This is a genomic window from Paenibacillus sp. FSL R10-2734, assembly GCF_037963865.1.
GTDB lineage: Bacteria > Bacillota > Bacilli > Paenibacillales > Paenibacillaceae > Paenibacillus_AQ.
Genome location: NZ_CP150170.1, coordinates 6869634 through 6882931 on the forward strand (window position 1 = coordinate 6869634; position 13298 = coordinate 6882931).

8 protein-coding genes and 1 riboswitch are annotated in these 13298 nt (G+C 45.2%); of the genes, 4 read left to right on the forward strand and 4 right to left on the reverse strand.

The window, feature by feature from the left end; all coding sequences use genetic code 11:
• The first annotated feature begins 94 nt into the window (after positions 1–94).
• From qoxA to qoxD, 4 genes are read left to right on the forward strand one after another with little or no spacing between them, the layout of a single operon-like run.
• Positions 95–1090, forward strand: a complete 996-nt coding sequence (gene qoxA / locus NSS67_RS29855; RefSeq protein ID WP_339317404.1) for a cytochrome aa3 quinol oxidase subunit II — start codon at positions 95–97, stop codon at positions 1088–1090.
• A gap of 38 nt (positions 1091–1128) precedes the next feature.
• Entirely contained in the window at positions 1129–3072 is a 1944-nt protein-coding gene (qoxB, locus tag NSS67_RS29860; protein WP_339317405.1) for a cytochrome aa3 quinol oxidase subunit I, read from the forward strand.
• On the forward strand, positions 3069–3665 hold the full coding sequence (gene qoxC, locus NSS67_RS29865; RefSeq protein WP_339317406.1) for a cytochrome aa3 quinol oxidase subunit III: 597 nt from the start codon (positions 3069–3071) through the stop codon (positions 3663–3665). The genes qoxB and qoxC overlap by 4 nt, the downstream gene beginning before the upstream one ends.
• 4 nt (positions 3666–3669) lie before the next feature.
• Positions 3670–3960, forward strand: coding sequence for a cytochrome aa3 quinol oxidase subunit IV (gene qoxD, locus NSS67_RS29870; protein ID WP_036680878.1), 291 nt, complete (start codon positions 3670–3672; stop codon positions 3958–3960).
• Between the two features lie 75 nt (positions 3961–4035).
• On the opposite strand, the gene NSS67_RS29875 is transcribed toward qoxD, so the two are convergent.
• The 4 genes from NSS67_RS29875 to NSS67_RS29890 all read right to left on the reverse strand — a co-directional run bounded on the left by NSS67_RS29875 (position 4036) and on the right by NSS67_RS29890 (position 13280).
• On the reverse strand, positions 4036–5742 hold the full coding sequence (locus tag NSS67_RS29875) for a methyl-accepting chemotaxis protein (protein ID WP_339317407.1): 1707 nt from the start codon (positions 5740–5742) through the stop codon (positions 4036–4038).
• Between the two features lie 209 nt (positions 5743–5951).
• Positions 5952–8531: a DUF4430 domain-containing protein gene (locus NSS67_RS29880; RefSeq protein WP_339317408.1), complete on the reverse strand. Its 2580-nt coding sequence runs from the start codon at positions 8529–8531 to the stop codon at positions 5952–5954.
• Positions 8532–8706: 175 nt separating this feature from the next.
• Positions 8707–8909: riboswitch (cobalamin riboswitch) on the reverse strand.
• A gap of 121 nt (positions 8910–9030) precedes the next feature.
• Positions 9031–12021, reverse strand: a complete 2991-nt coding sequence (locus NSS67_RS29885) for a glycosyltransferase (protein WP_339317409.1) — start codon at positions 12019–12021, stop codon at positions 9031–9033.
• Entirely contained in the window at positions 12018–13280 is a 1263-nt protein-coding gene (locus NSS67_RS29890; RefSeq protein ID WP_042124368.1) for a hypothetical protein, read from the reverse strand. Before NSS67_RS29890 ends, NSS67_RS29885 begins: the two co-directional genes overlap by 4 nt.
• Positions 13281–13298: the final 18 nt, after the last annotated feature.

The window sequence follows — 13298 nt, forward strand, 5'->3', positions numbered from 1 at the left end:
TAAGTCTTTTGCTTTCTTTCTCATTAGTTCTTACTATATATGAAGGTAATGATTGAGGGTTATTAATAGAAGTATTGAAGGAAGGAGCTTAAGCATGAACAAAAAGGGACCGTTATACGCTTTATTTCTCAGCCTAATTTTACTCTTGCCAGGATGCAGTTCAATCGCTGTTCTAAATCCGAAGGGGCCGGCTGCGAGAACTCTGTCTGACACGATCATCCTCTCCATTGTTGTGATGCTCGGTGTTCTGGCAGTTGTCTACATCTTATATGTCTTCGTACTTTTGAAGTACCGTGCCAAGAAAAGCAACGAAGGTTACATTCCTCCACACGAGGAAGGAAACAAATGGCTCGAGGCCATCTGGATTACCATTCCAATTATTATCGTGGCATTCCTATCGGTGGTTACTGTCAAAACGACAGTAGATGTAGAGAACGTTGCAGCGGATTATAAAGATCAGAAACCGCTTGTAATTTATGCTTCCTCCTCCAACTGGAAATGGCATTTCAGCTATCCTGAGGAAGGTATTGAAACCGTAAACTATGTGAACATCCCAGTTCACCGCGCTGTAGAGTTCAGATTGTACTCTTTCGGTACGATCTCGAGTCTCTGGATCCCACAATTGGGTGGACAAAAGTACGCGATGAGCGATATGTTAACAACCCTTCATCTTTCAGCCGATACTGTAGGCTCTTATGTCGGAAGAAATGCGAACTTTAATGGTAAGGGTTTTGCCCACATGGAGTTTGAGGCACTTGCGATGACGGATGCGGATTATCAGGAATGGGTGAAAGACGTTAAAGAAACGGCAGGCCCACTATCCGAAGAAGAATTCAAGAACCTTCTGGAAATGGAACATGTCGGACGTAAAACATACACCAACACCCACTTATCCTTTAGCCCTCCTCCAGGGGACCATGGCGACCATATGGGTACTAATGGTACAGAAAAGGATACGGATAACGGAAACACAGAACATCAGGACAATAAAGAAATTCATCCCTCTCCTGCACCATCCAGTGAGACGGAATTCGACAGCGTACCTAATCCGGAACTGGATGATGAGAGCGCAACACATGAAGGACATTAGTCCTTGTTAAATGAACAACTTGAAAGGAGCGATTCCTAATGGATTGGGATAAATTTAAGGTCCACGGCGAACCCTTGATATACGGAGCCATGGCAAGTATTGTTCTGGCTACAATCGGGATTATCGTTGGCCTGACCTATTTTAAAAAATGGGGATATTTATGGCGCGAATGGTTAACTACAGTTGACCACAAACGTATTGGGATTATGTATATCCTCGCTGCGCTACTTATGCTTTTCCGCGGCGGCGTTGACGCTATTATGATGAAGCTGCAAACAGCGGCTCCAGACATGAAATTTCTTGACGCACAGCATTACAATGAGGTATTTACAACCCACGGCTTGATTATGATTCTCTTCATGGCTATGCCGTTTATTATCGGTCTGATGAACGTTATCGTTCCGCTGCAAATCGGTGCTAGAGACGTTGCCTTCCCACGTCTGAACGCTGTCAGCTTCTGGCTCTTCTTCTTCGGTGCCATGCTGCTTAACATTTCATTTGTTATTGGGGGATCGCCAGATGCTGGTTGGTCCGCTTACTTCCCACTAGCAAGTCTAGAGTTTAGTCCAACGGTGGGTAACAACTATTATTCACTCGCTCTACAAATATCAGGTATCGGTACACTCATTACAGGCGTTAACTTTATTGTAACGATTCTGAAAATGCGCGCACCAGGCATGAAGCTGATGAAAATGCCAATGTTTACTTGGTCCGTACTGATTACGAACGTAATCATCGTATTCGCTTTCCCAGTGCTTACGGTAGCGCTCGCTTTGATGATGTTCGACCGATTATTCGGATCTCAATTCTTCACGATGGCCAACGGCGGTATGGATATGTTATGGGCCAACCTTTTCTGGGTATGGGGACATCCAGAAGTATATATCGTTGTATTGCCGGCATTTGGTATTTATAGTGAAATTATCGCCACCTTCTCCAAAAAGAATCTGTATGGTTACACATCCATGGTCTTCAGTATGTTGATCATTTCCCTCTTGTCCTTCTTAGTATGGGCTCACCATTTCTATACAATGGGTCAAGGCGCAATGGTAAACAGCTTCTTCTCAATTACAACCATGGCCATTGCGGTACCAACAGGTGTGAAAATATTTAACTGGCTGTTCACCTTACGAAAAGGGCGAATATCATTTACGACACCAATGCTTTATTCGCTTGCCTTTATCCCGATCTTTACGATTGGTGGAGTAACAGGTGTCATGCTGGCTATGGCCAGCGCCGATTACCAGTATCATAATACGATGTTCCTAGTAGCGCATTTCCACTACGTACTCATTCCAGGTGCTGTATTCGCCGTTATCGCAGGTTTCCACTACTGGTTCCCTAAAGTATTCGGCTTCCGCTTGAATGAACGTCTAGGCAAGCACGCTTTCTGGTGGATTGTTATTTCCTTTAACGTATCGTTCTTCCCACTCTTCCTTCTCGGTCTAATGGGTATGACCCGCCGACAATATACTTACTCTGCGGAAACCGGCTTTGGTCCGCTAAGTATGGTCTCGTTCGTAGGGGCGATTGGTCTTGTTGTCGGATTTGTCATTCTGGTTTATAACATTTACTGGAGTACACGTTACGAGCCAAGAGATACCGATGGAGATCCATGGGATGCACGTACACTGGAGTGGGCAACGAAAAGTCCGATTCCAGCTTACAACTTCGCAGTGGTTCCAAACGTAAAAACACGCGATGCCTACTGGTCTGCTAAACAAGATAAAGTACCACTCTTTGAAGATAAGATTACTAAGATTCATATGCCTAGCAATACAGGAAAGCCATTTATTCTAGGTGTTATCTTCTTCATCGCAGGATTCTCACTGGTATTCAGTCTCTGGATTCCAGCTATACTCTCGGGAGTAGGTATCCTCATCGTAATGGCTGCTATGTCCTTCGATCGGGATCACGGATTCTACATCCCAGCAGAAGAAGTTATTGCTACTGAAAAGAAATTGCGGGGTGAGACAGTATGAAAATAGATGCGTCTAAGCCGCTTGAATACTCAACAGAAGAGAATAGTAATAAAATCTTTGGCTTCTGGGTCTTTCTAGGAGCAGAGATTGCACTGTTCGCTACGTTGTTCACTGTTTACTTTGTAATGGTAGACCGATTTGCCAGCGGCCCTAGCGGTCCGGATATTTTTGAAATCGGTCCAGTGATGATCGAAACATTGCTACTCTTGACAAGCTCGTTCACGATTGGTCTTGCAGTTCATGCCATGCGGCATGGCTACCAAAAAGCGATGATGGTCTTCTTCGGACTAACCCTGCTAATGGGTCTCGGCTTCCTTGGTATTGAAATCATGGAGTTTGTCACTTATGTTCACGAAGGAGCTACCCTTCAAACCAGTGGTTTCCTATCTAGTCTCTTTGTACTACTGGGAACACACGGAGCTCACGTAACGTTCGGCTTCCTGTGGGGTGCAGCAATTCTAATCCAGTTGAAGCGTCAAGGTATTACTCCGGCTACGGCCAATAAATCCTTTATCTTCTCGCTGTACTGGCATTTCTTGGACGTTGTCTGGATCTTCATTTTCAGCTTCGTCTATCTGAAAGGACTGATGTAGCATGATGAAGCAATTATTTCCAATTCGCCATGTGATGGGTTTCTTAGCCTCTCTTGTCCTTTCTGTGGCTGCACTTGCTGTAATCTATCTTGATCTATCTAATACTGCTAACATGGCTATCCTGCTAGTTACAGCCCTCATTCAGGCTTCCCTGCAGCTCTTCCTGTTCATGCATATTGGAGAATCAGCAGATACCAAGAAAGAACTTTACATCAATATCGCCTATGCCTTATTCGTTGGCTTAGTTACGATCTTTGGTACGCTCTTCATCTTCGTATGGGGCTGGTACGCTTAATTCCATTCAATAACACTCAAAAGGACGTCTCCAAAGCCTAAATGGCTCTGGGACGTCCTTTTTTTTCATTTCATGCTATAAGCTGAACCTTGCTAAAGTCTTCTGCAGATCTTCCGCCAGCACTGCTAAATATTGAGCTGAGGCGGACATTTCCTCCATAGCAGACAGCTGCTGCTGACTAGCTGCGCTGGTGTCCTGAACACCCACTGCCCCTTTATTGGATATAGCATTGACCTGTTCCATTGCTGCCGCTACACCTTGTGACTCTAAAGAGACATGTGCAACCGCCTCTCTGATCTCTTCCGTCTGCTGGGTAGCCTCTTTAATAGAACTTTGAATCTCATGAAACGCTTGTGATACGAGCTGACTTTGAACTACGCCATTAGAGACTAGCTCAGAACCTAAAGCCATTGATTCTACCGCGCTGTCCGTTTGCTTTTGAATATGCGTAATTATATCTGTTACTTTCAGTGAACTGTTTCGCGTTGCTTCTGCAAGACCTCGTATTTCTCCAGCAACCACAGCAAAGCCACGTCCATGTTCTCCAGCTCTCGCTGCTTCGATAGAAGCATTAAGCGCCAGTAAGTTCGTCTGTGTTGCAATTTCATTAATCGTTGTAATAATCGTATTAATCTCCTGCGACAGTTGTCCAAGGTTACTAACAATCACTTGACTCTGGGTTACGCTGGAGTCGATTTCCTTCATCTGTTCAATGATGTTATCTACGGCGATTACCCCTCGATCCGTTGAACCAGAAGCAACTCCCATAAGGTCGGACATTTCCAAACTGCTACTCTCTACGGCCGAAATATCATTGGTCATAGCTTGTATAGACTGAGAGGTGCGATTAATGCTTTCCGTCTGTTCATCAAAACCAGCTGCAATCTCTCCTGAAGATTCGGCGATCATTTGCGAAGCCAGCGAGGTCTGCTCAGCACTAGCGCTCATCTCTTGCGATGAGGCCGATAACAGTTCTGCACTCTCCGCAATGCCTTGCATCATCTTCCGTAAGCTCTCTAGCATATTGTTAAACGAGCTATTAATTTGGCCAATCTCATCCTTGGCGGTATATGTTGCTATGACGGTTAAATCTCCATTTTCCGCCCGCTTCATTAAGCCTTGCAGTTCCTTAAGAGGTTTCGTAATCAGTCGAATGATTGCAACACTAAGCACGATACAAATAATCCAAGAGAACGATATCAATATTATACTTTTAGTCTTCATGCTCTTAGCGGTAGCGGCGGACTCTGAATTATGTTCTCCAGCTCCCTTTAGCAGCGAATCGTTTATTTCTTTAAGCATATTAATCATTTTCTCTCGAGAATTACTAAACTCACCTTTGAATACTTGATAGGCCTCTTGACTACCTTTGCTATCTGCAATCTGAACAATATTTTCTCTTTGTGCACGATAGTCTGTTAAGGAGGACTCATATTCCTTTATTTTATTCAAAATCGTACTATCATCGTAGTGGACGGTCTTCAGCTTGTTCAAAAGATCATTATTTTCCTGAAATTTCCCTTTAATGCTCTCTGACAGTTCTTTGTTCTTGCTTACATCAGCACTAATCAAGCGCTCCAAGAGAAAAGCTTCGATGGCCCGATTGTTAGTACGCATTTGCCCCACGTAAGAAACAGGCAACAAGTTTTCATTATACGTCTCTGTTGTTTTTTTGGCCATTTTGTCCATGGTGAGAAAGCCGGTCCCCCCCACGATGTTCAACATGATTACAGAAAATACCAAAAGAATCCCAATTTTGAATTTTACTTTCATATTCCTCATCTGCATTCCGCCTTCACATAATCTAACTCACATTCTATTTTTATCGGTTAGTAAGGCTAATTGTTTGATGATTTTAAATAAAATTATGAGTAAAATTGTCGAAAAAAAGTGTATGTTGTCAAATATTACAACGAATGAAACGAAAAACGGACACTAGATCCGCTCATACTCCGAATCGTAGTGCCCGCCTAACGAATAATCAATCCTTCTTATTCACCCGATGAATAGTACCAATATAACGTATCACCGTTCTGTAAAATGTAGCTGTCTGCACTTATACTTGGGTCAGCATCTCTATTCGTCTTAAACTTCCATCCACTGCTTTGACCACCATCAAATTCGGCCAAACCATCTATAGATTTCACGTATTTACTACCAGCGATGCCGGATGATACTACTTTATCGCCCAATTGACTGATCAGTAAGCTAAAGGCCGTTTCGCCTTCTTTTAGAGCTACTGTTGTACTGTTCAGAATCGTTCCCTTCTTGCTATCCCCAATGACTGAAATGGTAGCATTAGCTTTAGCGGGAGTAATATCAGCTGAACCAACGTTTAGTGACTGCGTATAACGCGCTACACTAGGAACGTTAGCTTTACCATACCCGGTAACAATAATCGTATACGTATTCGCTGGGAGCCCTTCGTCAAAAGTAGCTACACCCTTAGCATTTGTGATTACCTTCTTATCGCCGATCGACACCTCCACTCCAGCGGCCGGAGAAGTCACTGGATCGGAAGTAAAGGTAGCGTTATTCCATACCCATTTCTTTTGAGAGACGGTTACTGTAAATGCTTCACCCGGCTTTGGCTGTGATGAGGAGACAATTGCACTATCAACAACCTGTGTGGTTTCTCCGGCATAATATACAAGAACCCGGTCAGATTCCTGTAATTCAAAAGCGTCCATACCCACGCTTGGGTAGATCCACTCCCCACTGCGCCATACCACGAAGCTCCACCAGCCGTCGTAAAGTCCTTGTGTAATTCCATCGATGCCCGATACAAAAGTTCCGTAAGAGGATTTCGTGATATCCACTTTAAAAGCATTAGACAACCCTAATTGCTGCAAAGCTTCAAGAGCATTGGAAGCCTTTATCGTCCCCTCACCGATCATTCCTTGCGGACCTTCAACGGTAAGTGAAGCCGTTACATTCTTCGGAATCACCTTTAGATCTTGCGTATATTTAGCTACCGATGGTGCTTTTCCTTCACGATAGCCTGTTATAGTCAGCTTGTAATCACCTGCGGGCACATTCCCTGAGAACAACGCCTCGCCTTTAGCATTCGTCGTTACGATGCGATTTCCAATTTGGACCTGAACGCCAGCCGCTTTAGTAGTTACAGGGGAGGACGTATTCGTTGCAGCATCCCATTTCCATGTCTTACTAGTCACCACTACGGTAAAAGAATCACCCTCTTTAGGGCTTGATTTAGAAACAGTTACCGAATCAACAAGCTTAGTATCGTCTCCAGCATAGTAAACCAGTACCTGATCTGAATCTTTAAGCGCAAAATCGCTCATTCCAACATCTGGATTGACCCATTGACCATCACGGGATACGACATACATCCATCCATCATAACCGCCATAGCTTCCACCCAGAACGTTTCCAATTCCTGTGACATAAGCACCGGATGGATTTGTGATCGGCAAGTTCTTTTGAAGAGCCAGCTTCTCCAGTGCTTCAAGTGCGTTTCCAGCATATCCATATCCCTGTGCTAATGTACTATTAGGACCTTCTATAGTAACAGGAGCGTAGATTAATGAATTCTGAACGGATGACTTAGAAAAATCATATAGCTTGCTATTACTACCTTTATGGAGCAGATTGTAAGCAACAAGCGCCTGAAGCCCCTGCTCTGTGGATAGAACATTGCTGCTTCCACCACGGCTATGAGCGAAGCTTCCGTCAGCGAGACGGTAGCTTAGTAGGTCAGCGATTAGACTCACTTTATTCTTGGTATATTCTAATCCACTAGGATCTACACCGAAGGATGTGAGACCTAGGATAGCCTGGGCTGTACTTTCAGCACTATCTCCGTAACCGCCATGGGCATCCTGAGCATTGGATAACCAAGCCACGGCTTGTAGTCCTGCTGTATAGGCCTCTGGGCTATTCTTATGCGCCGCTAGAGCGGTCAAAGCTATAGCTGTCATATCAGGCTCACTAGCACCTGTAGTTAAGGCAAAACCACCATCTTGATTTTGCTTGGAGAGAATCTCAGCAACGAGCTTATCCACTGTCCATTTCGCGTTATATGGAATGTTATATTTACCTGAGTCCAGCGCAAGTAAAGCATATACTGGATTATTAAGTGTCTGTCCACTGATTTTGTCATGATTATAGATCTTCTCTATTAAGTTATAGCCAGGAGTTGTTTCGCTTCCAGCAAAATTAGTAGGATCGGCACCTATCGCTCTTACTGCAAGTACGATTCTCGCAGTTTCTGTTACATTCGCGAAATTCCCCTCTGCAGCTTTCACCTTATTCTCAAGAGCTAGTAGGTAGCTTGCTGGCAGTTTATATCCCGCTTGCGCTAGACCTATCGCTTGCCAATCCGACTGCACGCCACCCTTTAAAATAAATTCTGCAGCCGTATAAGTCGCATCCGCGACATTAATCCGCTCAGCATTAGCAGCTGAATCATTAGAGGCTTCCAGTCCGGTGCTAGCACCGGACTCTGCAAAGATTGTTCCTGCCGGAGCAAGAGATGTTCCTAAAATCGAAATGACCATGAATATGGCCAGTCCAAGTACAAAAAACTTGGAGGAGAATATCTTCTTCATTGTTCAACCTCTTTCTATTAAGGAATGGATACTACATAAAATAAGAGCGCACAACATAAAGACCGCCCCTATGAAGGGCGGCCCGGGAAAATAACAAATCGAGGCTGGGGCGCTTGAACCTCTACGACCACAGAGTCTATCTGTATATGTTCCACATTCTTACCCCACGAAGAATAGAAACGCTCACGAAAAAGGCAGGTCTCCTGGCTAATGCTTCATTGCCTCTCTTCACCTTCCCGTCCTAACTGCTGACAGTGGTTTATAGAAGAGACGCTCCACATTTACAGTGGCGGGACCGCGCCGGAATTTTACACCGGACTTCCCTTTTAAGCAGACTCAGGTTTAGTCGGAGTCTGCACCTTTTCCAATATGTATGATCTTGTTTTCATAATCATATCTATTAATACACAGCATGTCTATAGAAAAGCTTTGGTTGAGCAACAAAAAAAGAACAGCAGAACCAAACCTTTTGGTATAGTCCTGCTGATCATGAATTCCTTTATTCAGCTGTTCCTTCCGGACTTGCCGTTGCCGAAGGTTCAGCACTTGAACCAACATCTGGCGTACCGTTTGGAGCGGGATCTACGATCAAAGTAAATCTACCTGCCTTGATCATGCTTTTCTCTACGATTGTCGCTCCCGGCTCCAAGGTAACCTCCACCTGATAGGATGGGTTTACCCCTTCTGTAACAGCTGTCGCTGAAGGCACAACTGTATTGTCCTCAGCATCAGCTGAAGGCGTTGGAGACGGAGATGCATCGACTGCGTTAGTAGCATCTGCATCTTCTACCGTTCCATCAGTAGTGCCTGTGGCCGAATCACCGGACAATTCTCCCTCATCCGACTCATCTGTTGACGGAACTGGACAAGTTCCATTGCTAGCAGCAACCTTAAAGCTCTTATCCACCACATTGGATGAAGTCATTAGACTAATCTCCGCCGGATTAAATTGGACACAATCATCCGCGTTGGCAAAGGTGAACACCAATACGCTGCTCCCTTTATCTCCTTCGACGCTCTGATCCTTCAAATATACTGAAGCCGGAGGAAGTTCACTGCCTGGACTCTGTATAGGTGTCGGCTCAGGGGTTGTCCCAGGCAAGGCCGTCTTCGGATCTTCCGGACGCAGCATACTAAATACGATAATTGCGATAATTACCAGAATGCCAGTGATGGAACCAGAGATCAAGAGTCGAAATCGGCTGCGGCTGATCCAGCGCGCCAGCGGGGAAGCGAGCTGGGAGCGAGCTTCATTGTACACATTTTGTAGAGCAGGACGAGCTGTAGCGACGTAGTTTTTACGGAACTCGCGACTCTTGAATGCCTCGCGGTCACTGCTCTGGAAATACTTTAGAATCGCCCGACGATAACCCGGATGAAGCTTTTTATTCGAAATCGTAAATAATGAATTTCCTTGAGACCACGCAAAGAATCGATAAATAGCATCCTTATCGCTACCAGCTTTATGCTTAACTAACTCCAACAGCGCGTCATAATCCAATGGACCACCTTCGCGCTGACTGGTGTAGTAGAAGGCCAGTGGAAGACGTTCAAATGGCTCCAGCACTCGAGCTTCCTTTAGTAAACGACGACCGAGCAGCTGTACATCGTCCAGCTCCTTCGGAGACAAGCCTGCAAAAATTTCTTCATTCGGCTTCTCTTCACCAAACCAGCGATAAGCAGCGCGGAGTGCATTTTCTTTCTGCTTGCTAATTCTATCTAATGGCGGTTGCCAATCCACAACATTGCCATAACGTAAGAAAACAACCTCAAGTAAGTCCTCTTGCGTCATTTCAGTAAGTGATAGTCGGTTCAGCAAGAATCTGTCAGCAGATGCTGCAAGCTCTAGCAAGAGCGAGAGTACTTTAGAAGAAATACCTGTACCTCTACGTCGATCTTTTTCCGCTTTATCTACAATGCCATGAATTCCCGCCACCGCAGCAACCGGATCAGTCTCCAGTTGCAGCTTCTCCAGCAAATAATCCCTTGCTGCATCCTGAGCAAAAGGCTGCTCTAACGCAGCCGGCAGAAACCGACCCCAATGAAGTACAAAGTTCAGAATGTCCACAGCTTTAGATGCAGCAACTAGTCTTGACTCCATATAAGGCTCTAATAGCTGCTTACGGAAATAAGATTCAGACATCACCCTTTGAAAAAAGGTAGCACTTAGCTCATCATTACTCTCGATGATACCGTAAGCTGCACTGAGTACATCTTTTCGGCCCGCTTCCACGCTATGAAGCATTCCATTAATGAAATAATCCACGATTCTGACTTTGTAATTATGATCCTTGAGCACAAAATATTCCTTAAAGCACTCCATAATCGCAGGCTCTGGAACATTCCTTTGCCGAATTAGATCAAATTCTCGATCGAACCGCTCCAAGAAGATATCGTTCAGTCGGACTCTGGAATGAATAGCCCCCTCAGCTTTAAGGTAAGAGAGCAATCCACTCAGCACCGCGCTCTTATTCTCCGTATATAAATGCTCATTCCCTTGCTCAATCTCATAAAATACGGCTAACTCATTATAGAAAGCGAGCGATAATTTATGCTCAGGGCTTTCCCCACGCAGCATCTGATCGGCAAAACTCACGAAATCGTCGAGATCTCCTGGATTCAGAAGTAACAGCTTCCATACCAGATCAACATACGGCTGGCGGGTCTCGCCAAAATCCACATTCCCCATCCGCCCTGAGACCAAATCGAATGTGAAATCCTTTTCGATGCTGCGATCACCGGGACGGAGCGAACCTTTTTCCACAAAGCTAAGATGTATATATTTACGGCTTTGCGGTTCATTGGCATACGTAATTACGCCTAATCTACGGCGGAATTCATAGGGTAGCACGCTGTACAGAATCTCAGTAAGCTCCACCGCCCGCGCGGACAACTCCGTGATGGGTACATTTAGAGCGATATAGATTTTTTTCTTACCTGCTACAGAGACCATCACTGCTTGCAGCAATGCCTTAAATATCCCTTCATTAATCCCTAACAAGCGTAATCCCGCTATAGGATCAGGGCGACGATCATTTCGTACAACTGGAATAGCAGACAGCTCCGGTAAGGTTCCGCCCAGCTCTCCTTCATAACTTTTTGCGAAGTCAGCATGCAGAAAGTCCCCATAGCTCTGTACAATCTCCTCTGAACGTGAAGCAGGAACTACAAAGTTATGTGCAAAAAACGCGCTGCGCTGGCCCGTGAAATCCGTCGCTTGATAACGACTCTGTCCAATGACCGTGTCGCCATTCTCGGCATGGAACAGGTGCAGCGCTACTGGAAATACAGACTCATCCTTCTCCCCACGCGTGGTCAGCTCTGCTGGAGCATCATAGAGGCAGAAGGGATGAAGTGTTTTTTTGATAAAATTATTGTCCAGACTGTCCGACTTCGCTACCGTATCAAAGCCTTCTGTGGATCGAAACACTCCGCGGCGTTCACGGGTGTACATCTGTTGGGCGATCTTAGACCCTGAGAAAACATTCACGGGCCGTCGCTCCCCTCAATATACTTCAGCTTATGCAGCAGCCAAATAAACGGCTCGTCTACGCGAATCGGGCTTACTACACCCTCAATCTTCTGATTCACAGGATTACTGCCCAGTGCAGATACCGCAAAATAGCCTGTATTCGAGAAATACACATCCATCGTATCTTTAAAAGGTCGGTCCACCTTACCAATAAATCTGCGGATTTCTCCATCGATGTTATGGAACTCATCCATATTCAATGTTTTGCGATGGACATAGTTATTAAACACATTGCTGTTGGATTTGATGTAGTCGCCATCCTCATCCTTCAACGAATGCAGCATATCACTTTTCGCAAGGACGACTGCGGTTGGAATGTCCGTTTTGCTCTTTTCCTGATAGGCGATAAAGTCGCCGAACATCGTCAGTACAACGTCACGCGGCTCGTCATATTGCGAGACCCATTCTCCCGGACGGTCGCCAATGTTAATATGAATCTTCTCACGGATCGAACGAATTTGCAGTGGGTCGACCATAAACAGAATACCGGCAGAGTTCTTTATATGCTGACCATGTAGTCCTAGATAATCCTGATCCACCATGCCCTCACCAGCCACATCGAAGAACACGAGTGTCAGTGGCGGCTTCTCTTCATCTTTAAAGACAAATTGAAAAATAAACGGCTCCTGCATCTTTTCCTTCTGTGTAGAAGCCAGCAGGTCCCCGCGCTCAAAAAGAGGTTCTTCATAAAGAGTACGGAACTTCCGGCTAATCTCTGCATTTAAAGGCATACAAGCGGCATCGAAATGACCTGCTGTCGTATGCTGCAAGGTATGAATCAGTGCGGTCATATACACCGACTTCCCGACTTGGGATGCCCCAATAATCGAAATAATGTTACTAGGAACCTTACCTGCGGTCACAGGTAGCTCGTTATGACAGGACGGACACAGCCGTCTGCGCGTAAGTACTCCGTAACGATCTGTAAGCCCCGTCAACACATGATCGGTATAATGATGATATTCTTCCGGAATATCCGCTGGGTTAATGATCGCTTCTATGTCATCCACCGTATCGAGCCCAAAGCGCTCACGGTATTTATTTAAGGCATCATCCTCGCCCAGCGCGTAATTCTCATCGTCCTCTCGGCTATGCATAGCCCGAAAGACTACGTCCTCCGGAGAGAACTTGGTGAAGCAGTACGGACACACAATATCGTAAAAAAGCGGCCTTGGCTCCGGCTGATTCTTTTTCATAAAACGGCTAAAAAAAGACATCTACTCATCCTCCCAAAA

Bases quoted from the DNA above. Each gene is read 5' to 3' on its own strand.
- qoxA (WP_339317404.1), top strand. From the start codon at position 95: ATGAACAAAAAGGGACCGTTATACGCTTTATTTCTCAGCCTAATTTTA.
- qoxB (WP_339317405.1), top strand. From the start codon at position 1,129: ATGGATTGGGATAAATTTAAGGTCCACGGCGAACCCTTGATATACGGA.
- qoxC (WP_339317406.1), top strand. From the start codon at position 3,069: ATGAAAATAGATGCGTCTAAGCCGCTTGAATACTCAACAGAAGAGAAT.
- qoxD (WP_036680878.1), top strand. From the start codon at position 3,670: ATGAAGCAATTATTTCCAATTCGCCATGTGATGGGTTTCTTAGCCTCT.
- NSS67_RS29875 (WP_339317407.1), bottom strand. From the start codon at position 5,742: ATGAGGAATATGAAAGTAAAATTCAAAATTGGGATTCTTTTGGTATTT.
- NSS67_RS29880 (WP_339317408.1), bottom strand. From the start codon at position 8,531: ATGAAGAAGATATTCTCCTCCAAGTTTTTTGTACTTGGACTGGCCATA.
- NSS67_RS29890 (WP_042124368.1), bottom strand. From the start codon at position 13,280: ATGTCTTTTTTTAGCCGTTTTATGAAAAAGAATCAGCCGGAGCCAAGG.